The organism is Microbulbifer maximicatervae (SeqCode), from assembly GCF_052467305.1.
In genome coordinates this window covers 2182117-2204840 of sequence record NZ_CP174306.1, presented here as the reverse complement: position 1 = coordinate 2204840, position 22724 = coordinate 2182117, and the positions used below count along the sequence as shown (strand labels likewise).

Genomic DNA, 22724 nt, shown 5'->3' with positions numbered 1-22724 from the left:
TTCCGCTATCCGTCAAGATCTTGCCCCTAGCTACCTTTGCCGAAGCTGCATATAATCTGAAGCGTCATGGAACTCCCCGCGAGAAGTTTCTTTCTCAGATGCATGCTCTCATCCCATGGGGGTGGCTAGAAGTCCATTTATCAAAGCTTCCCTAGAAAGGCCCTAGTTGGTACCTACGAGCAGAAAAAATATAGCGATTTCTTCCTTTTTTCCTGTAATCTCCACCTCAGTATATATCTGTAACGTATTTTAGTTTTAAAAGGACTTATATGCAGGATCGAATATCACAGTTGGATTTGTTGAGGGGAGTCGCTTTGTTGGGGCTTCCTTTAATGAATATGATAAATTTCTCTATGCCTATGGCGGCTTATTTGAATCCAAAGGCCTATTTGCCAAATGGCCCTTTGAATGATTTTCTCTTTAGCTTTTTCCATTTGTTTGCTGATCAAAAGTTCATGGGGCTTTTTGCCATGCTTTTCGGCGCAGGCATCATACTTTTAGCTGAGAAGCGCGAGCAACAGAATAAGTCTGCTGCAAAAATTCATTACAGTCGAAATTTCTGGCTGTTATTGATAGGCCTTTGTCATGGCATCTTCATTTGGGAAGGCGACATCCTGATGATCTATGCCTTTATAGCCATGTTTGTCTATTTGTTACGCAAGTTGCGCGGAAGCTGGCTGATTGCATTGGGGGTGATTACTCTTGCCTTGTCAGCATATAGCTCATATCTGACAGGAGCTTTTATAGAACCCCTAACAGGAGAAGCTCGATATGCAACGGCAGCCATTTTTGCCCCTGATACAGCGCAGATCCAGCAAGATATAGAAATATATCGAGGAGGGTTCTGGGATCTGGTCGGGAGTCGATTAGTTGCTGGTAATTTAGCTTCTAGTCCGGAATCAGCAATCGTTATTTCCTACTTTAGTCTCTCCATTATTTTAAAAGCTGCCGCTATGATGTTGCTGGGAATGGGCCTGTTTAAGTTGGATATCCTACGTGGCCAGGCCAGTTCGTCTGCCTACAAAAAACTAGCTATTACTGGGTTGGCTATTGGGGTGACATTGACCGGTATAGGGCTTATCTGGAACTATAGTCATGACTGGAGTATGGATGATTACTTCACCTATGGTGCCATTTTTAATTTGGTAGGGTCCACATTTACCAGTATCGGTTATATCGGCTTGATCTGCCTTTGGTTCAAATTAGGTAAACACCTATGGATCAAAGGCAAGATCCAAAGTGTTGGGCGGATGGCATTTACCAATTACTTGGCTCAATCATTTATTTGCATTTATATTTTTTATGGCTTTGGATTGGGTTTGTATGGTGAGCTGACACGTATAGAAGTACTTGGGGTCTGTGTGCTGCTGGGTCTGTTTCAGCTGGCCTATTCGGATCTTTGGCTTAAGGCATTTCGTATGGGGCCGCTAGAGTGGTTTTGGCGAACTTTAACATATTTCAGGTTTGCACCGCTGATAAAGGAAAGGGGCGTACCGGCGACCGAACAGCGCTTATAGAGTTCATAGCTAAAATTTGGCGGGCTGCTATTAATCTTGAGAATAGGAGTCATCGGTAGCTCGTTACCTGTACCACAGATTGTTTATTGCGAGGTCTTTTGAATATTTTTATAGGATGATTGGCCGTAAAGATAAGATGTTTTCACATTAAAAATAGGCATGATTGAACTTGATCTGACAGGGCTTCTTCTAAGAAGCGGGTAACTGTCAGATCAAGTTGAAAGTTAGTAGATCTCTAATTACCTTAAGACAAAGAACCCTACAATATCTTTTTAGTAATCTACAGTTGTTATTATAAAGTCACCTTCAATTGTGCCTTCATTATCCTGGTCAGTATAAGCAATCCAGGCTGCTGTCTCACTGGCAGCTGCCAGCTTACTTTTCAATGCGAGCGCTTCCATCATATTGCGAGGCACATCGAAGTGCCATTGAGTACCCAGTGCCTGACATTCACTCTCTCCATTCGACCAGGTAGACTTCCTCGTAGTCAGTGACCACATGACAGGGTAATCGATAGCGCCATCATCTTTTAAGTCGTTTACATGCAGTTCGCCATTTAACCGCCTTTTACAAGCAAATGAATAGGAACGATCACATTGACGGTCATTAAAGCGCCCGTCGCTTCTGATAACAGCGCAGTCCTCTCCGTTACCATGATCATTGGGTTCTCCCTCTCCCCAAGACCATAGTCCTTTATTTTGAAATCTGCTGTCCGTAGCACTGACATCATAGTGTTCTACGGTGTTGATACCGTCATCCCAGTTGTCCAGGGAATCGTCATCGCCACTCTTCCAGTGCCTGTCCAGTCCACCCCATCCGTCGAATATTACATCGAATGACTCATTATCATCCCCAATATTGCTGTCATTTTTTGTCCAGAAAAATACGAATCTCTTTTTTCCATTTACACCATCATGTTTCCGGACTGTCTCCCGTGATAACTCTTGAGAGGGGAGTGAGGTTCGTTTATAGCTCGTGACTTCAACCCCATTGGGAAAGTCCTCTCTATAGTCTTGGGGTGTGTAAATGTATTCCAGGCCTACCTGATCTATAAGATGATTTTGAAAAGTTACCTGGGCACCGGACGATACCGCATTTTCGATATGTACGATTACTGTACGATTAGTGCCATATTGATCCTGCTTGTAAGCCCAATCCCTCAAATCTCCCAATACAGTAGAGATAGGAACGCGTTGAGGATCAAGCCAGAAATTACAATAGAATGAGCCATGACAAAAATATTGTTCACCACTGAACTGATGCAGGTCCAGCTCAATAATTTCAGCACCAATATCAATTTGGTCTTTAACCCTGGCAGATTGTTCAGAGCCTACCCAGATAGCACCATAGGCATCAGAGTTATAACTGTTGTGTGTTGCAAGGACTTGTGTATAGCGAATTGGTGTTGAGTAAGTCAGGCGCCGTTGTAGCTCGAGTGCATATTTTGCGTGGTCATTGGTACCTTGTTCTGTCTCGTAATCGTAATAGAGGTTGAATTGAACCAACATTGAATAAGGATCGGTCTCTGCAAATAGAGGCGTACTCATCAACGTTATATAACTAAATAGAGCGATACAAATCTTCTTTAGCCCTTTCGAGAGTGGCCATGAATAGTTTTTTTTCATTATTATTCCTACTGTTCGCCTGAGTTTGTTATTTTTTAAACAGATTTAATTGCGCTCTCTATTACGACTGCCGAGATAAAAGTAATCGCATGCAGCAATACTTGCGTCTCTAAACGTATGAAGTTTATTTCTACCCATCTCCCTTGTGAGGTCGGATATCAGGAACTTCAATAATCTTCAAATGTTTCAAGTATAAACCCCTGAAGGGCAATAGAGTGCGAAAGCAATGATATCGAAAAGATATAGCCTGTTAGCTACTTTAAATGTATTAACGAGAAGCACCTCACAAAGTTATAGTTTTATAATGCTTAAATCAAAAACTATTTACTATTATTTAAAGGTTAAACACTTTCTAGCTAATACCCTAATAGTCAGTCGGTGACGAAATGGTAATCAAAAAACGAACTGCTCTTGGAAGTAGTGATAGATAGCATATAAGTAAAATAGGATAATAAGGGTAGAGCTAGGGTTTTCTGGCCGATAATACCGAGAAATAGCCGAGTGCCTGATATGATTGAGGATTTACAAATCCTGCTGTCTCAAGCATCCGATAAAGCTCTTTGGCTGAGTATAGTTGGGAGCCGTGGTTCATAAACAAATGAAAGCAGAACAAGCTTGGCGTTAAACGAGTATCATCGAAGAGCATATCGTGGATAAATACCTGCCCACCTTTTGGTAAAAGTGCGAAGGCTCTGTCGATCAAGATTTGGCATGTAGCGTGCTGCCAATCATGCAACACATTGCTAAAGCAAATACCATCGAACCCCTCAGGCCATGGGTCTCTAAAGAAATCCCCCTTAACTATCTGGATTTGCTGATTTTTTTTGAACTTATTTATATACATTGCTGCTATATCGCAAACCGGCGGCAGGTCGAAGAGCAGCGCATTGCGCTCAGGATAGGTATCGCAGAAGGCGAGAGCAACGGTTCCAGAGCCTCCGCCGGCATCGAGTAAGGTTTGAGCGTTTTCAAAAATACCGCAGGAAGCAGCCTCAACTGCGGAGGCAAACCCCTGCGAATGCATCAGATGAGTAAAAGCTGCTGCCGAGTCATTGTCCATGTCATTTTTTTGCCACATGTCGGTTACAGAGCGACCTTTACATTCCAGCTCATATTCTCTTTGTAAGCTGGTGAGTATCTTTTTATCCAGGTGATTGATGTCATAGATTTGAAAAGGGTCGAGTAAGACTTCCCCCCAATAGTAGTGACTACTTTTGGAGAGGTAGCATTTTCCCAGCTCTGTATTTTTCACTTGTTGTTTGTCGAAGCAGATATACCCCAAATGACTCAGAATCAGTAGAAAGAAGCCCATTCCTTTATTGCTGAGCTGCAATTCCTTACTGAGTGCTTCGCAGGAATCATAACCGCGTTCAATTAGCCCGGTGATATCCAACCTTGCAGAAACCATTAGGCAGGCAAAATCATAGTTTCCCATAAGACGGTCCCACATAGGACCGTCGGATGCGCTAGGGGGAGTTATGCTTTGAGTTCTACCGCTATTTCCCATCGCTCATTCTCCAAATAACCCGGGGAACTTTGTTGGTGCGTTCGATACGCTTAAGTCGCTCGGCTTTTTGTACTGTGAAGGACTGAGGGTACTGTCTGACAACAGAGGCGAGGTTGTGAATGTTGTTCAAAATATGCTCACAGATGCTCTTGGCACTTGCCGTGCCTGTGAACTGAACGACTATTGAATCGGCAGACTTTTTTGTTGGGGGGTCGCCGCTGAGAAGTAGTTGAACTTCTTCGACGCCTTCACATTCATAGGTGAGCTCTATGATCTTATTGAGGTCCAGAAGAGCGCTGCATAAACCGACAGTGTCATCTGCTCTCCCCTGAATAGATAGGCCATTAGGACGACCACAGGGACAAGTTGCTTTTTGGATTAGGTCACCTAACCGGTAACGCACTATCGGTACCGTCCACCCTGTACCTACCCGGGTAAGCAGGGCGCCTTGATCGTCAGTTTCAATCAATTGGTCCGCTAAAAGGTGATAGATGTTCAAATCACACTCAGGGGAATTGACAGCAATGCTATTGGTTTCTACCGATCCATAGTCGCACCACAGCCCAGCATTAGGGAAAGCCTCACGTATGACCTTCAGCTTTGCTTTGGTCCAAGGTTCCCCCATCCAGATAATTGTCTCTATTGGGAGTTGGCTGCCTGAATTTAGTATACCTTCGGCAAAATCTGCCAGTCCCGTGGGTGCGCCAGCGAGTGAGTCCACATTGATGTTATGTAGAAGTTCCAGCCAATTCTCCACCTCACCAGGTATAAAGGGGCCTGTAGGTGCAATGGTGCATTTGGAAGCCTCTGCCAGTGTTTGAATAAAGTAGTGTGCACCCCATAGCCGCCCTGGATTAAAGAGATTAAGAAGAACACTTTGAGAGCTGAGCGGGCGCCACTCCTTCAGCAGTCTTTGAGTTGCCTGGTGATAAGGTGTATAGGCCAGCTTTGGCTTTCCAGTTGTGCCGCCGCTGGACATGATAATGGCTCCGTGTTCCTGCGCGGCATATTGGCTGATATGTTTAAGTTCAGCGGGGCCACTAACGGGGATGTCATCGAGACAGACGGCAGAAACAGGTATATCTGGTCCACCGTAAGGTGAAAGACTGCGGGCGTGGGCGAGAATGGCATTCCAATCCAGGTGGCCGATGTTCATAGCGTTAAGGTAGCTTCCGTTCAATCCCGTCTTCCTGGGGTTGTGAGGTATCAGGGGGACTGAGGAAATTGTAGTAACATGGCGTTCAGGTAGAGGGCAGTCTGGCCATTCGGAAGTTCTTGCCAGCAAAACCGATGCATTTCAGCAGCAATAGATCACGCCAGCTTTTGCCAGGGACTCCACTTCATCTTGTGGAATACCCAAGTCACCAAGGATCTCTCGAGTATTCTCTCCGTAAAGTGGTGCTTGCTGAAAAGGGATTGGAGGAGTGTCGGGAATAGAAAAGGGGGCGTTTATATATTGTATTGAGTCGCGGCTTTTACTGCGTGTATAGGGAATCGATACAGTCTTGTCGTTATCTCGGACATAGGGGTTGTTAAGCGCCTCAGGGATATCATAGACCGGGGCACAGGGGATTTTACCCTCCATTTGAGCGCACCATTCTTTCGTTGCTCTCTTCTGGAAGTGCTGGTCTAGAGCTTCTGTCAGTTGCTCCCTGTTTTGCATCCTGTTCTCATTGGTCAAAAAGCGGGCATCAGCTTGTAAAATGTCGGAGCCTAGTTCGTGACAAAGCAATTCCCAGAATTTCTGGGTTAGACAGGCCACATAAAACCAACCATCTGCTGTCTTTACTAATTGGCAAGGTGCTTGGGATGCGTGGGCTGAGCGAGGTTGCTTCCCTGGAACTATCCCCTCGTTGAGAAACCATAACCCTTGGTAGCAGAGGCAATTTAGCGCAATGTCGAATAAGTTAGTGTCAAAATCACCGCCTTTTCCTGTGACTTCGGTCCGCAGTAACCCTGAAACTGTACAGAGGGCTGAATAGACACTCCCCAGGAGATCCACTACTGAAACGCCAACTTTGGTTGGGATAGATCCTGGTTCTCCAGTCACTGACATCCAACCAGTTTCTGCCTGCATAAGGAAATCATATCCTGGCCAGTGTTTTCTATTGTTGTCTCTACCGTATCCTGAGAGATGGGTACAAACTATTTTGGGGTTCGCCACTTTGAGGTCAGCATAGGTAACGCCTAACTCTTCGGGCAAAGAGCCTCGAAAGTTGTCGATAACAGCATGTGAGTTATTCACAAGCTTCAAGAATACCTCCCTGCCAGCGGGATCCCTGATATCCAGGGCCAAGCTCTTCTTGTTGTGGAGCGTCGATTCACTTGTCTCATTGTCTTCGCGAGCTTCATCAAGATAGATAGATCCCATTTTTCTAAGTGGATTCCCACTTTGTTTGGGGTCTTCAATATTGACTACTTCTGCGCCCAGAAAAGCTAGTAAAGTGCCATGAAAGGAACCTGCGCCCCAGGTTTCGAATGAAAGGATACGCTTACCGTGGAGAGGGAGCATTATGATATACCTGATTTGCGCAAACAAATTAATGGCCAGCCAAGTTTTGCCACTTAGTTACAAGTGGGTATTAGTTTATAGATCACTGTGTAAATCTGATGTGGGAAAATAGAGTACGAAGTTTGCATTGGTTATTAGGATCTATTTAAGTTACGGCGGACATTGAGTGTTTAATTATTCCTCATAGGTTTGATTGGCAAATAATATCCCCAAGCCGAGAAATAGTTTGTGCCTGGTAGTAAGTCTAAGTATGTGCCACCAACGCACAACTGGGCATTGCGAACTAGACTCCTTGAGATCCAGTTAATAGCTTTTAAGGATGTGAATATGGATCGTTTTCATATCAGCAGGGTGGAGCTATATGCGATAGCCGATAAAAATGCGCCGCCAATTTGTTGGACTGCTAATCAAACTCCGTTGTTATACACCAACAACGTTATTCGCATTATAACCAGTAATGGTATCGAAGGTATTGGTGCGACATTGAGTTATACCGAGAACGGTTTTGATCGATGTATTATTGAATCCATGCGCACAATTGCACCTGGTATTTTGGGTAAAAACCCATTGAGGACAGAGGAATTATATAACTGGTTAATGGAACGGTGTACTTGGGGCGGGTTGCCTGCTAAATCGCCTTTTGATATTGCTGCATGGGACATAAAAGGCAAAAAGGCTGAGATGCCGATTTATGAACTTTTAGGTGGGGCACGCTCAAAAATACAATCTTATGCATCCTCTCCTATGTTTGACACTGTGGAGGAATACGAAACATATATCGAAGATTGTATAGCGGAGGGGTTTACAGCAATAAAATTTCATTGCTCTTGTATATATGAGAGAGATATGGAATTAGTTTCAGCAATTCAAGCACGTTTTGAAGGGAAGTGTGTGCGTTTCATGCTGGATACAGCCTCTCTATATACTCCTGCTGAAGCTATGGGCATGGCCAAGTGGTTGAGTGAAAACAACTGGGAGTGGTTTGAAGCTCCAGTTCCAGATTCTGATTGTAGGACTTATCGAGAGCTTGTTAATAAATTCGATATACGAATATTAAGTGATAGTAATTCCTTGTTAACACCACATGAGATAACTAATGCGTTGAACTTGGATACCTGGACTAGTGTTCACCTGGATGCCACTGTTTGTGGAGGAATTACGCCTTTAAATAAATGTTTTGCCATTGCGGAAGGGTTTGGTAAAACGTTAGAGATACAAAGTATGGGATTTACGCTTACACAAGCTGCTAACCTACACGTTGCCCTTGCACATAAAAATTGCAATTATTTTGAGCAGTTTTTCCCTTATGAAGGTTTTGAGCTTGCGAGTAAGGTGTTTATTCGAACTGATAAGGAGGGTTATGTCCATGCCCCTCAGGGAAATGGGCTGGGAATAGCCATGGATTGGGAAAAGGTAAAGGATAACTGTTTTTGTCAATATGTGTTTGAGTAGGGTGATCTAGACTATGCAGGAATCGGATGCCAAGAAATATATTATGGATAAGAAGTTAACATTGGTTAGTTTCTTTTTGGTTTTACTTCTTGGTGTTGTTGCAGTTATTTATCCTGAAGGTACTAAGGACTTTATGAAAGAAATGTTAGCTCTAACTATAATAGACTTAGGGGCAATATTTCTTTGGTATACCCTTTTAGGGACCTTGGCCCTTTTGTTTTTAGCCTTTTCAAAATATGGCAAGCTTCGTTTGGGAGAGGGGAAGGCAAAGTATTCTCTTGTTCAGCTTTTTTCTATGGCTCTCTGTGCAGGTATGGGAGCTTCGACGATGTATTGGGCATATATTGAAGTAATTCATTACTATATGGACCCCCAGTTCGGTATTTCTGCCGAATCAATTAAGATGGAGTACGCAACGGCTTTCAACATTTTCCACTGGGGGTCGGCAGGATGGGTTATCAATTTGATGGTGGCGATCCCTTTTTCTGTGAGTTTTCATATTAAAAAGAATCGAACCCTTAAGTTGTCCTCTGTATTAAATAATATGCTTGATGATCGTATGCCTGAGTGGTTGAAAAAAGGCGTAGATTTATTGTTCATTGTGACCACGCTTTCGGCTACGACATTAACCCTTGGTCTTGCGATTCCAATGATTTCGTATAATGTCAGCGCCTTAACGGGTATTCCGGATAGTCTTTCTACAGGAATAGCCATTATCATAGGTTTGTCTCTCCTTTTCTCATTGTCGTCATTTATTGGCATTGAGAAGGGGATGTCACGTATATCTGGGTGGACCATCTATATAGCAATATTCCTACTTTTATATACGTTTATTGTTGGGCCAAGTGCTCTTGTTGCAAATAATGTAACGAATAGTTTGGGGATATTGTTTTCTGAATATTTCCGCATGTCCTTGAGTACAGACCCATATGGGAGTACTCATTTTCCTCAGTATTGGACAATTTTCTTTTGGGCAACCTGGATATCCTATTCGCCGGGTGTAGGTGTGTTTGTTACAAAAATTTCTCAGGGGCACCGTCTGAGAGATGTGATTTTAACTTTGATCCTTGGAGGAGGGCTTAGTAGCGCATTTATCTTTGGGATAGCGGGAACTTACGCTGTAGATCTTATGAACCAAGGGGCTGTTAATGCAGTGCAAGAGCTTTCCAGTGGGGAGCCTCTACGTCTCGCCCATGATATTTTAAGTCAATTGCCGCTTCCTGAGTTGGCGATAGCCATTTTTCTGCTGTCAATGATACTGTTTTGCGTGACAACCTTGGATGCAACTTCATATTCATTGACCGGGGTTGTCACAAAAAATCTTGATGCTGAGGCAAATGTTATGCCGGCATATCGAGTTTTTTGGTGCGGATTGCTAACGGTGATACCCATTGTGTTTTTATTTATTAACGCCGATATGGATACGCTAAAGTCTTTTCCCGTTTTAATTGTAATCCCTCTCCTTCCTATATTGGTAATTCTATGTGTTAAAACAGGAGCTTATCTGTCGTCTCAATTTGGCGACATGTCTGAGGGCGAAATTGAAGCGTATAGAGCACCTGCTAAGATGTAACGTGCAGGAATTGATTGAGTTGTACATTAATTGTAGAGTGTAACTCTGTGCTAAATAGCTGGCTAAATGACATGAAAAGATAAGTGGTCGCGGAGTGTTCCGATTTTCAGCCTTCCTCCTTGAGTTGTCCGATATAAAAGTATCGGTAATATTAGCGTGTCGGTTTTGAATGTAGTTTATATCGAAATTCAGAGTGTTTAAACGGGGTGTATAAATTTAATCGCTGCGCTCTTATATTGTTGGTTTATGCCCGTTCATCACATTGTTAAGACCTTTCGGTACCCTGGCAGTAAATTGAGCCCTGGAAGTTTGGAGTTACTGCTACTTTTAAATTCATAGGAGTATAGATTTACTTTGAATCCATAGCTGTTCATTGCAGAAGAAAGTCATTTATCGATATTAAGATGAGAGTGTTGACAAATAGTGTTTTGTTACGCCGTAAAGGGCAATGAATCATATCGATAAATCGTTGTATTAGATATTGCGTGGGGTTTGAGTTGTGTAAAGCGACAAGGAGGTTACTATGCGCCTGCACTTAGCTGTCATTATTGGAACACTTATTTTTTCCATGGAAGCTATAGCTGCTGACTATGGCAGTCTAGAAAATCCGTGGGGGTTTCGTCCATATGTTTCACTGAATGGTGGAGTTAATAGGCTAGAAGTTAAGCAGGATTATCGTACTGTAGGGGTACTTTATGACCCATACTACTACTACGATTATTTTTACGAATATAGTTACTACAAAACCTCAAGTTCAGGAAGTGAGCCTTGGGGCAGCGTCGATATCGGGATCGACTTCAATGGCTACCCGTTTGAACTTCGCTTTAGCTATGGCAGAACAAATTTAGGGCGATCGACATCGATAGAAAATATCGATTATATTGATGACGAAGTTACAGTTATTGAGCGATATCAGGTCAATCAGAAACATCGCTTGGATGTATTTTCAATTACAGGAACTTTGGATTTATCTTGGTATTGCGACAGGTCCTGTATGTATTTGTTGTTGGGCTATAGTTTTGCGGAGCTGGACTGGTCATATACTATGGCTGAATTTTACGCCGGCGGTAACTATTATGGGTCAACAGAATTCAGTAAAAGCTATTTCCATGTAGGTCTAGGTGCGCGCTACAACTTAAATAACTCTTTGCGTATAAGTGCCGAATACATGCTGCACAATGTTGGTAAGGTGGGGGAGTATTATATAAATGACTTTGACCATATAGAATTTGACTTAAGGAATCTTAATGTGCTGCAAGTTGGTATATCCTTTATATTCTGATTTATACTTCTTGTTCATTTAAAATGAAAGTATGGATTAAAGCCATACTTTCATAAATATGGGAACTCAATCTCTCAATTAGTACTAATCGATAAGATCTAAGAGCTTCCTCTTATCAACTTTCCCGACTGCGGTAACCGGCAGACGAGTTAACACTTTAAGCTGCTCAGGTAGCTTAAAGCTGGCCAGGCCTCTTTCGGTTAAGAAGTCGCGCAACGTTTGCAGGCTTGGCGCTTTATCTACACATACGATAGTCGCTCCAACTTGCTCTCCCATCTCTTGGTCTGGCAAGGGAATGATAGCTGCTTGTTGAATGTTGGGATGGGCGAGTAGATGCTCTTCAATTTCATCACATGCAAAAGTTTCCCCGCCCCGATTTACAACATCTTTGAGTCGTCCAGTAACTACAATATTGCCGTTATCTAGAATGCGTACACGATCGCCGCTGCGATAGAAACCATCTGGGGTAAAAGCGCGTCGGTTATGTTCTTCTGCACGGTAATAGCCTCTCAGTGTATAGGGGCCGCGAGTAAGCAGTTCTCCTTCTTCTCCGGCTTTCACTTCCTGTCCGTACTCATCAACCACTTTTAGAGTATCGAGGGTACTCATAGGTCTTCCTTGAGTATTGGTGATGGTTTCATTGTTATCTTCGCGATGGGTGTAACAAATCAACCCTTCGGCCATACCGAATACCTGCTGTAGTGCACCGGGAAAAGCATCTATCGCAGCATTGGCGTCAGTTGGACTCAGCTTTGAGCCACCAACTTGAAGTAAGCGGAGAGAGCTTAAATCAGCATCTTCCCATTCTGTCGCTGCAGTCCAGACTTGAGCCAGTGCTGGGACCAGGGCTGTGGCGGTTACGCCGTAGCGCTCTATCAGCTCGAAGCAGTAGTCCGGGCTTGCATCTTTGGTGAATATGACTTGCCCACCCATGGATAGCGTGCCCAGAATGCCGGGGCAACCCAGTGGAAAATTATGGGCGGCGGGGAGTACTGCCAGATAGATTTCATCTTTTCCTAAATTACAAGCAGCCGTAGCGCAGGTAATGTTGTAGCGATAGTCATTGTGGGTGCGTGGAATAAGTTTCGGAAGTCCTGTAGTGCCACCGGAAACGAGGAATAGAGCTGGGGCGTTGGGGTCTACTGGAACAGGGGTGAAACCTTGGCATTCTCTTCTGGGCAGGGGGCGGAATGTGTCATTTTCATCTGAGCTGTATATGCCTCGCAAGGTCGGAGATTGCGAAGCAATTTGTTCTATCATGCTGGGGCGACTTCCATCAGTTTCAGCTCCTGAAGTGATATAGATACTGGCACCCGAGACTTGTGCAAAATGGCATATTTCATTTTGGCGATGTGCTGGCAAAGCTAATACAGGAACCAATCCCGCTCGAAATAAACCGAGTAGGGCTGTGATGAAACTGACTTTATTGCTCCACTGGAGTATTGCCCGCTCCCCAACTTTGTAGCCTTGTTCCACCAGGCCTGCAGCAATGCTATCGGCCTCATTAACCAATTCAGCATAAGTTAATTGATCCGATAGGTCCCGAACTGCGCATTGATTGGGAAAGTTTTTCGCATTACGTGTGATCAGCTCCCAAATAGGTTGGTTATCCCAAATTCCTTGTTGCTGATAGAAATCCTCTAGTTCCTTTGGGTGAGGCGTGTAACCATTAAGTAAATTATTTTCCATGCTGGTCTCCTGAAATGTTTGGGTGGAGCAGGGGAGTGTTTTTTTGAATCCTCTTCAGATTTCTAAATTAAGAATTAACAGTTAGTATTCACGGCTTCAAATTTCTTATTGAGATAAATCTATGTCCGGCGCTTGGCTACAAATCCCTCGCCCTCAACCTAAAGCGGCTATCCGACTTTTGTGTTTGCCTCATGCTGGTGGTACAGCATCACTTTACCGGCCCTGGGCGAAATTATTGCCAGATTCCATAGAATTGGTTCTCGTATGTTTACCGGGTAGGGAGCAACGCTGTAATGAAGCTATGCCCGCAGATATGCAAACTTTAATTGCTTTGTTAAGTAGGGCTATCAAACCTGTCATCGATAAACCCTGGGCAGTATTTGGGCACAGTATGGGAGCTACAGTTGCTCATGAATTGGCTCTCTCCTTGTATCGCGAAAAATTGCACGGTCCTGAACACATATTTGTCTCTGCGCGTGAAGCGCCACAATTTCAAAAGAGTGGAAACATACACCAGTTAAGTGATGAATCTCTGTGCCAACAACTCATTGAGCTTGGCGGCACCTCTCCTGAATTATTGGAAATTCCTGAGTTAAGGGCTCTACTACTTCCTGCTATACGCCAGGATTATCGATTGATCGAAACCAGCAATATGTCCTCGGACCAACTTCTAGATTGCCCCATCACCGCGATGCTAGGACGGGATGATCCTGAGTTGAGTACCGTTGAAGCTCAGGGTTGGCAGCAGTGGACCAATGGTGAGTTCCAATTGAATGAATACGCAGGTAACCATTTTTATCTGTCAGATTGCCCCGATCTGGTGGTTGGCCATATTGTTCAGAAGCTCCGCTTGGCCTAACTGTATGTGAAGTTATGTTGGCCGTATAAAATATTTCTGTTTCTTGTAACGCTATCGAAATTAATTGTTGGGAGAATAGGGCTGTTGAGCGGCTCTATATTCTCCATCGTTCAATAGATAGCGGATCTCTACTTCAATTAATCCGGGATCGTTATTTTTAATGATGTTCGAATTATTTCTCTTTAGTAACAAGTAGCACACTCTCTCTCCACCCTGACGCCCAAATCCAAAACAAACATCCCGTTGATTTCGATAATGATATGTTATAACGTTTCATTATTGATGGGAAGATGAACTGCTTAGGTGATGGAGTTTCTATGCAAGCAACGAAGCTACCAATGGAGTGTGAAAATCTGAATGAGATCCGCCAAGGTATCGATTCCATTGATCGCGAGATCATCAGGCTGTTGCAGCGGCGTATGGGGTATGTTTTGTCAGCAGCCCAGTTCAAGCCGGATGAAACGAGTATTCCTGCTCCAGACCGGGTTGCGGATATGTTGATTGACCGCCGTCGTTGGGCTGAGAAAGAACAACTTTCCGCAGATTATATAGAGCAGCTTTTTACCGGGATTATTCACTGGTTTATCAATCAACAAAAGCTGCATTGGCGCGCTGAGCGCGGCTTGCCCGTTGAGGAAGGTGTATGAAGGGCCGCTCTAAATATGCTGGCCTGGAAGCCTGTTTGCAGGAAGCCAAGTCCAGGGTAAGCCAGGGACAGCCAGAGGTTCTGGCATCGTTTTCAACTCCATGTCATAGACGTAACCCAATAGGGTTGTTTGCCACCGGCTATCAGCATGAAAGATTCGCGTCTCTGTGGGGTGTGCCCTCTAGATATGAATATGCTGTGAGCTTTGGCTCTGCCTGTGAATTTAGTTGTGCCCCAGGGGAATCTTGGTCTGAAATCCAAGCCAATTGGCAAAAATTACTGTCCTCCGCTGTGGTAAGCGGGGGGCATCGGCCGGTTTTGTGTGGTGGGTTTGCTTTTGATAGCCAAAAAGATTCCTCATCCTTGTGGCAAGACTTTCCCGCAGGGGCGCTTACGTTGCCCGAGTTGGCCCTTTACTGTGAAGGGGATCGCAGTTATCTGGTAATGAATTTTATCGTTACCGATCAAACAGAATGCAATCAGACTGCGGAGCGGATGAAGGCGCGGTGGCAGCATATTTTGTCTCGTAGCTCTGACCTTTCTGCGAATGACAATGTGTTTTCGGTGGAGTCTGATTTTAGCCAAAATTATGTAGGCCAAATGGCTTGGCAGCAGCGTGTAGTTGGTGCGGTCGAATCAATCAAGCGCAACGAGTTTCAAAAAGTAGTTCTCGCTCGTTCTGAATCACTGAGCGCGGATTGCTGCCCGGGAAGTATTCTCGGATATTTACAAGAATCTTACCCCGATGCCTATTTATTTGCCTTTTCCCGCGGAAAAAGTTGCTTTCTTGGGGCTTCGCCTGAGCGCTTAGCGGCTGGTAAAGACGGGCGTATTAGCACAGTGGCTTTGGCCGGTAGCGCACCTCGGGGAAAAGACCTGGCAACTGATTACAAATTGGGGATATCTCTGCTTGACAGCGAGAAGGACCGATTTGAACACGACCTGGTTGTCCAACATCTCCTTTCTATTTTGCGCAAATACTGCCACAGCGTAGCGGAACCTGAACCGCCCCAACTTTGTAAATTAAAGCAAATTCAGCATTTACTGACGCCTCTAGAGGGCTTGGTGAAAGATGGTGTAAATCTGTTGGATATCTTATCGGATTTACACCCCAGTGCTGCGGTGGGAGGCCTGCCGAGGAAAAAAGCACTGAAGTATATCCGTGAAAATGAAGACCTGGATCGCGGTTGGTATGCCGGACCTGTTGGTTGGCTCAATGCCGAGGGGGAAGGGGAGTTTGCTGTTGCGCTGCGTTCTGCACTTATTACTCCGGGCAAGGTAACACTATTTGCCGGTTGTGGCCTGGTTGAGGCTTCCCTTCCTACCCACGAGTATCGTGAAAGTTGCATCAAAATGCGTGTTATCCGAGACGCAATAAGGAGCGTATCTCTTGTCGCCGAAGCCGCAGAATAAATCAGAGCCAATCAGTCCGGCCAGTTTGTTAAAGGATTTAGTTTGTCAGGCTATTGATGCCGATATTAATGGCATTCATCCGCAAGCTGACTTAATTGCACTGGGGCTTAACTCAGTACAAATCATGAAGATAGCTGGTCAATTAAGGCAGAAAAAGATCAAAGTAAAATTTGCTGATCTTATTGCAGTGCCTCAATTGGAAGCCTGGCTTTCTCTACCTCAGTTGGCTACTGGAACTGAAGAAAGTACCAGTGAACATTTATCTGTGCAGGGAGTCTTTGATGAAGGCACTCCCTTTGATTTGGCACCGATGCAACATGCCTATTGGATTGGACGAGACCCGAACCAATATTTAGGGGGTGTAGCCGCACATTTTTATCATGAGTTTGATGGCCAGGATGTAGTACCTGAGCAACTGGAACAGGCTGTGCGCTCCCTATTCGAGCGGCATGGGATGCTGCGTGTTCAAATCCTCGATGATGGTCGACAGCAGATTCCCACAGAAGTGAGCTGGCCCGGTTTAAAGGTTCATGATTTCAGGCATCAGGCTGCCGCAGAAGCGGAGCAGAGTCTTATCGCTGTTAGGGAGCAACTCTCCCATCGGCAGCTGGATATATCGCAGGGCGAGGTTTTTGATGTACAGCTCTCATTGTTACCTGCGGAATTAAAAGCTGGCGGCACACGCCTGCATATTAATCTGGATATGGTAGCTGCAGATGCCTTTAGTCTGCGCGTATTACTGAATGACCTGGCCAAGCTTTACCTGGAACCAGAGCAGTCTCTGGTACCGCTTAATTACAGTTATCCGCGCTACCAGGCTGACCGCAGCGCTCTTCACTCAAAGGAAGAGCGCCGAGCTGAGAAGCAGCAGGCCAAAGAACACTGGCAGGGTCGCCTGGCAGATTTGCCCGGTGCCCCTCAGTTGCCAACCGCAATAGGTGCTGAGTCCAAAGACACTCGTCGAGTTGTTCGGCGTCACTATAGCTTGTCTGCGGACCAGAAAAACCAGCTGGCAGAACTTGCGAGCCGTCACCGTATTACTTTGTCCATGACCCTGGCAGCGGCGCTTGCTGAAGTGCTTACGGTCTATAGCGAAGAATCAGACTTTCTGCTGAATCTCCCCCTGTTCGACCGGGAATCCCTGCACCGGGATGTCAACTCCCTGGTAGGAGACTTTACTTCTTCGATCTTGCTTGCCTGGCAGGGCAGCCAGAGTGGAACCTTCGTTGAGCGTGCACAGCGTTTACAACACAACTTCCGTCAGGATGTAGCGCACGGGAGTTATTCCGGCGTAGAGGTGCTGCGTGACCTCAGCAGGCAACAGGGACAAACGGTGTTTGCGCCGGTTGTCTTTACCAGTGCGCTTGGGCTGGGAGAATTATTTGGCGAGTCAGTTCGCAGTGCCTTTGGAGATGTGAATTGGATTATCTCCCAAGGGCCACAAGTGTGGCTGGACGTACAGGTTATGGAGCTCAAAGGCGGCCTGTCTGTAAACTGGGATGCGCGGGAAGCTGCTTTTGCTCCCGGCGTTCTGGATGGCATGTTTGCGGCCTTTACGCAGTTACTGGAATGCCTGATCGGTAGCCCGGAATTCTGGGCCCAGCCCATACCATCGCTGCTGCCAGCGGAGCAAAAGCACCAGCGGCAGCAGGTAAATTCCACAGCCAAGCCATACCAGTCTCACCAATTACACGAACATTTTTTTAGCAATGCTAAAAACTGCCCGGAAGCAGTGGCTCTCTATTGGAACGGTGAACAAATCCGTTACGGGGAGTTGGCCCACAGTGCTTTGGCGATGGCCGCGTATTTACAGCTTCAAAGTGTTGAGCCCGGTGATTTGGTCGGTATTTTATTACCCAAGGGGCCGGAGCAGATTATTGCAGCCTTGGGCGTATTAGCGGCAGGAGCGGCTTATCTGCCACTGGGTATAGACCAGCCACCGTTGCGTAGAGAGCGCGTACTGAAACTTGCTGGAGCCAAGCTGGTTATAGATAACTTGTCTGTGCTCTCCGGTGTCGCGCCTTTATCCAAGCCTGTTGTGGGAGAGGCAAAAGATCTCGCCTATACCATTTTTACCTCTGGCTCTACCGGTGAACCTAAGGGCGTCGAAATTAGTCACGGGAGTGCCTGGAACACCATAGCGGACATTAACGCGCGCTTTTCGGTTAATGAAAATGATCGCGTGCTGGCCGTATCGGCATTGGATTTTGACCTTTCCGTTTACGATATTTTTGGGCTCTTGTCCGCCGGCGGAGCATTGGTATTGGTTGAAGAGGAATCCCGGCGGGATGCTGAGCGCTGGCATCAGCTGGTGTGCCAACATGGCGTTACTGTTTGGAATACGGTGCCGGCGCTGTTGGATATGCTGCTGACCACGGGTGGTAATACCCCAGCTGGAGAGCTGCGCCTGGTATTAAATTCTGGCGACTGGATCAGCCTCGACCTGCCGGAACGGTTAAAACGAGTAAACCCCGGTTGCCGCTTTATCGCTTTGGGTGGCGCCACTGAAGCTTCTATCTGGTCGAACAGTTTTGAAGTCAAAGAAGTTGATTCCTCTTGGCGATCTATTCCCTATGGTTACCCCTTAGCCAACCAGCAATTCAGAGTGGTGGATGCCTTGGGGCGCGATTGCCCCAACTGGGTGACAGGGGAGTTGTGGATCGGTGGTGCTGGCGTTGCTTTGGGGTATCGCGGTGCTCCCGGTATCACCGCAGCCCGTTTTGTGACAGACGAAGGCGAGCGCTGGTACCGCACCGGAGACTTGGGTCGCTACTGGCTGAACGGGTGCCTGGAGTTTTTGGGCCGCGCCGATAACCAGGTCAAGGTGCGCGGACACCGCATTGAACTCGGCGAGATTGAAGCGGCACTAACCGCGCACAAAGGGATTGCGCAGGCGGTGGCACTGCTGACTCAGCGAGGTGTGGTTGCGGTTGTCGTTCTGGAATCCAAATTATCGCAAGGGAATATCAATCCAGAAAAGTGCTTTGTTGATTTACAGCAGTTGCAGGCACCCTTGAACGACCTGCGGGAGTTCCTGACCCAACGATTGACCAGCGCCATGCTGCCCAGTGAGCTTTGCTGTCTCGCTGAAATACCTCTTACCGCCAATGGCAAAATTGATCGCGGCGGTTTACAGCAGTTTGCCGATGAATCCATAGCGCAACACCAGGCAAAGCAGAACCCACCGCAAGGTAAATTGGAGCAGCAGGTGGCTGCCGCCTGGAGTAAATTCCTCGATGTTGCTGATATTGCCCGGGACGATAACTTCTTCGCACTTGGGGGTGACTCCCTGTTAGCAACCCGTGTTGTGCGAGATCTGCGTGAGTTTGGTTTTGAAGATGTCACACTGTCGGAATTGTTTAGCCAGCCAAGCCTGGCCGCCTTTGCTGCGACATTAGCTCAAGACCCTGCTGAGAACCCAGAGCAGAATAACAGCGCCACTGAAATTGCCACTACGCCTTGGCAATCGGATACGGCCAATCGCCACGAGCTTTTTGAACCTACTGAGGTTCAACGGGCCTATTGGCTGGGAAGGGACCCGGAATTTGTTTTGGGTGGTATCGGTTGTCACTTTTATCGTGAATATGACGTTGTTGATCTCGATCTGGAGCGCTTGGAATCTGCGCTAAACGCCATGATTGCCCGCCATGAAATGCTGCGGGCTGTATTCGACAGCGAAGGTCGACAGCGCATCCTTGCCGATGTGCCGAGATTTTCCATTGATGTTACAGAGGTAGACAGCGATCCAACTTCTGCTTTTGCGCAACTGCGACAGGAATGCGCTGAGCAGGTGTTTGAGCCCAGCAGCTGGCCACTGTTTGATGTCCGTGCGGTGCGCTGTGGCAGCAATACCCGATTGGCCATCGGTTTGGATAATTTGATTCTCGACGCTTTCAGTATTCTGCTGTTTTATCGTGAGTTAAATATTCTCTACCAGAGCCCTGATACTGATCTACCTGCAATCGATCTATCTTTCCGCGACTATGTGCGCAATATACTGCCGCAAACTACCGCCGTATTTGATAGTGATCTTGCCGAAGGTCCCCTGGCTGCCGCAAAAACATTTTGGCAGCACATATTATCAGAGCTACCCCCCGCGCCTCAATTACCCATTGTTCAGGAGCCGGCATCCATTGAGCGCCCGCACTTTGTGCGCCATCAACAGCATATTGATAAGCGGATCTGGCAAAATCTGGTTGCGTGCGCGGCTCAGCAGGGAATCACGCCATCAAGTCTGCTTCTAACCGCTTTTGCCGAGGTGCTTAGTCGTTGGAGCAGTCGCCCTGACCTGAGCTTGAACCTTACCTTGTTCGATCGCCGTGAAGTTCACCCGGATATCTATCGAGTGATGGGGGATTTCACCTCCCTGACCCTGGTGGGGTACCGACCTGAGGCCGGTGACAGCTGGTTGGTGAGAGCGAAAAAAATACAAGGGGAAGTTGGCGCGGCCCTGGAACATCGCGAAATTTCCAGTGTAAGCCTGATGCGGGAATTAGCCCGCCGGCAGAGCGACGCGGAAGCCACAATGCCCGTGGTTTTCACCAGTGCACTGGGTATTCCCGGTGGCACAGCGGCACCGGAGGATGGGCCTCTGCGGGAACCCATCTGGGCCCTGACACAAACGCCGCAAGTCTGGTTGGATCACCAGGTGGTCGAAGTCGAGGGAGGCGTTTTCTTAAATTGGGATGTGGTCGAAGCGCTTTTCCCTGAGGGGATGTGCGCGGAAATGTTCCAGGCCTATATCGGCTTACTCCAATGGGCGGGTGACGCTGAATGGGATTCCACACCGCCTGATTTATTACCCAAGGCTCAACGGGAACTGAGAACCCAGCTTGAAAAGCGTACCGCAATTGACCCAACGGATAATTTGTCGCAGCGATTTTTCCAGCGGGCAAAAGCAAATCCCGACAATATCGCCTTATATTGGGGAGACGATAATTCTCTGAGTTATGGCGTTCTGGCAGAACGTGCTTTGCGTATCGCTGCCTGGTTATTGGAAAGCCAGGTTTCACCTGCCGAGGTGGTGGCCGTTAACCTGCCGAAAGGACCCGACCAGATTGCCGCTGTTTTGGGCGTACTCGCAGCGGGAGCCACTTATTTACCTGTCGGTATCGATCAACCGCAGGCGAGGCGTGAGTCAATGTTGCGCCGTGCCGATGTAAAAGTGGTACTCGACCAAAGTGCAATTCAACAGGCCGAACAGTTCGCTCCTATAGATGAGCCTATTGCAACAGAAGCTGAGCAACTGGCTTATACCATTTTCACTTCCGGCTCCACAGGTGAACCCAAGGGCGTCGAAATTAGTCATGGTGCCGCCTGGAATACCATTGCGGATATCAACGAACGTTTCTCTGTTGATGAAAATGATCGTGTACTGGCCATTTCAGCCCTGGATTTTGACCTCTCTGTTTACGATATTTTCGGACTGCTATCGGTCGGTGGTGCGCTGGTATTGATTGAAGAAGAGGACCGACGGGATGCCGAGCGCTGGCATCAATGGGTATGTCACTACGGCGTCACCATCTGGAATACGGTACCGGCACTACTGGATATGTTACTCACTGTCGGTGCCGGTACACCGCCTGGCAATTTGCGTTTGGTATTAAATTCCGGCGATTGGATTGGCCTGGATTTACCCCAGCGCTTAAAACAAATACAGCCCGATTGCCGTTTTATCGCACTGGGTGGTGCCACTGAAGCTTCTATTTGGTCCAACAGTTTTGAAGTAAAAGAAGTTGACCCAAGCTGGCATTCGATTCCCTATGGATACCCACTGGCCAACCAGCAATTTAGGGTGGTGGATACCCAAGGGCGCGATTGCCCTGACTGGGTTACAGGTGAACTGTGGATTGGCGGTGACGGAGTCGCCATGGGCTATCGCGCAGCACCAGAGTTAACCGAAACGCGCTTTGTCACTGTCAATGGTGAGCGCTGGTATCGCACAGGGGATCTTGGGCGCTATTGGCCGAATGCCTGCCTGGAATTTTTGGGACGTGCCGATAGCCAGATCAAAGTGCGTGGCCATCGTATTGAGTTGGGTGAAATCGAAAGCGTACTTACTCGCCAAGTGTTTGTGCAGCAGGCCCTGGTGCTGGTTAATGCACAAAAGTTGGTTGCTGCCGTTGTGCTCGGGCCCCAGTGCCCAACAGATTTTAATACTGACGACCTACGGGAATACCTTCGCTCCCAGCTGCCTTCTTATATGGTCCCGGATTTCGTTGTGACTTTGCCGGAAATGCCCCTGAGTGCAAATGGCAAAGTGGATCGCGCTCTAGTTTTAAAGCAAGTAAATGCAGCAGAAAAGCCGGAACAACAGAAAGCCCCTGAACTGGTAACAGACAACGAACGCTTGGTGGCGCAGATTTGGCAGGAGCTTCTCAGCTTGCCAAAGATTAACCGCGATCAAAGTTTCTTCGAACTCGGTGGCGATAGTTTATTGGCGACACGCTTTATTGACCGCCTAAAACAGCAGCACCGTTTGCTCCTTCCCCTCAGAAGTTTATTTGCCTCTCCGAGACTGGCAGATGTTGCCGGTGCCCTAAGCACAATGGAACCGCCAGTGGATATTGATGCGGATATGGTGGAAGAGGGCGTGATATGAATTTGATAAGTAAATTATTTTTCAGCGATTGGACGGAGTTTTAACCCC

13 protein-coding genes are annotated in these 22724 nt (G+C 46.8%); 8 read left to right on the top strand and 5 right to left on the bottom strand.

From position 1 onward, the window contains the following. Positions 1–269 precede the first annotated feature (269 nt). Positions 270–1517: a DUF418 domain-containing protein gene (locus ACJJI4_RS09750; RefSeq protein WP_444927914.1), complete on the top strand. Its 1248-nt coding sequence runs from the start codon at positions 270–272 to the stop codon at positions 1515–1517. A gap of 272 nt (positions 1518–1789) precedes the next feature. Here the strand turns inward: ACJJI4_RS09750 and ACJJI4_RS09745 are convergent, their stop codons facing one another. The 4 genes from ACJJI4_RS09745 to ACJJI4_RS09730 all read right to left on the bottom strand — a co-directional run bounded on the left by ACJJI4_RS09745 (position 1790) and on the right by ACJJI4_RS09730 (position 7161). Beyond that, positions 1790–3142, bottom strand: a complete 1353-nt coding sequence (locus ACJJI4_RS09745; RefSeq protein ID WP_444927913.1) for a lectin-like protein — start codon at positions 3140–3142, stop codon at positions 1790–1792. A 463-nt stretch (positions 3143–3605) separates the two neighbouring features. Continuing rightward, entirely contained in the window at positions 3606–4577 is a 972-nt protein-coding gene (locus tag ACJJI4_RS09740; protein WP_444927912.1) for a methyltransferase, read from the bottom strand. 61 nt (positions 4578–4638) lie between these two features. After that, a complete protein-coding gene (locus ACJJI4_RS09735; RefSeq protein WP_444927911.1) occupies positions 4639–5829 on the bottom strand; it encodes an AMP-binding protein in 1191 nt (396 codons plus the stop codon). Positions 5830–5946: 117 nt separating this feature from the next. Continuing rightward, positions 5947–7161: a CaiB/BaiF CoA transferase family protein gene (locus ACJJI4_RS09730; protein WP_444927910.1), complete on the bottom strand. Its 1215-nt coding sequence runs from the start codon at positions 7159–7161 to the stop codon at positions 5947–5949. Positions 7162–7488: 327 nt separating this feature from the next. Here ACJJI4_RS09730 and ACJJI4_RS09725 point away from each other — a divergent pair, with 327 nt between their 5' ends. The 3 genes from ACJJI4_RS09725 (at position 7489) to ACJJI4_RS09715 (ending at position 11468) form a co-directional block, all read left to right on the top strand. Next, positions 7489–8613, top strand: a complete 1125-nt coding sequence (locus ACJJI4_RS09725) for a mandelate racemase/muconate lactonizing enzyme family protein (RefSeq protein ID WP_444927909.1) — start codon at positions 7489–7491, stop codon at positions 8611–8613. Between the two features lie 13 nt (positions 8614–8626). Next, positions 8627–10186, top strand: a complete 1560-nt coding sequence (locus tag ACJJI4_RS09720) for a BCCT family transporter (RefSeq protein WP_444927908.1) — start codon at positions 8627–8629, stop codon at positions 10184–10186. A 523-nt stretch (positions 10187–10709) separates the two neighbouring features. Further along, positions 10710–11468 carry a putative outer membrane beta-barrel protein gene (locus tag ACJJI4_RS09715; RefSeq protein WP_444927907.1) on the top strand — a complete coding sequence of 253 codons (759 nt, stop codon included), beginning with the start codon at positions 10710–10712 and terminating at the stop codon, positions 11466–11468. A gap of 84 nt (positions 11469–11552) precedes the next feature. Here the strand turns inward: ACJJI4_RS09715 and ACJJI4_RS09710 are convergent, their stop codons facing one another. Next, entirely contained in the window at positions 11553–13157 is a 1605-nt protein-coding gene (locus ACJJI4_RS09710) for a (2,3-dihydroxybenzoyl)adenylate synthase (protein ID WP_444927906.1), read from the bottom strand. A 121-nt stretch (positions 13158–13278) separates the two neighbouring features. Here ACJJI4_RS09710 and ACJJI4_RS09705 point away from each other — a divergent pair, with 121 nt between their 5' ends. The 4 genes from ACJJI4_RS09705 to ACJJI4_RS09690 all read left to right on the top strand — a co-directional run bounded on the left by ACJJI4_RS09705 (position 13279) and on the right by ACJJI4_RS09690 (position 22676). Next, on the top strand, positions 13279–14016 hold the full coding sequence (locus tag ACJJI4_RS09705; protein ID WP_444913889.1) for a thioesterase II family protein: 738 nt from the start codon (positions 13279–13281) through the stop codon (positions 14014–14016). Positions 14017–14333: 317 nt separating this feature from the next. Next, positions 14334–14663, top strand: a complete 330-nt coding sequence (locus ACJJI4_RS09700; RefSeq protein WP_020415350.1) for an isochorismate lyase — start codon at positions 14334–14336, stop codon at positions 14661–14663. Next, positions 14660–16075 carry an isochorismate synthase gene (locus ACJJI4_RS09695; RefSeq protein WP_444927905.1) on the top strand — a complete coding sequence of 472 codons (1416 nt, stop codon included), beginning with the start codon at positions 14660–14662 and terminating at the stop codon, positions 16073–16075. The genes ACJJI4_RS09700 and ACJJI4_RS09695 overlap by 4 nt, the downstream gene beginning before the upstream one ends. After that, positions 16053–22676 (top strand): non-ribosomal peptide synthetase, encoded by a 6624-nt coding sequence (locus ACJJI4_RS09690; RefSeq protein WP_444927904.1) that lies wholly within the window; start codon positions 16053–16055, stop codon positions 22674–22676. Before ACJJI4_RS09695 ends, ACJJI4_RS09690 begins: the two co-directional genes overlap by 23 nt. The last annotated feature ends 48 nt before the right edge of the window (positions 22677–22724 follow it).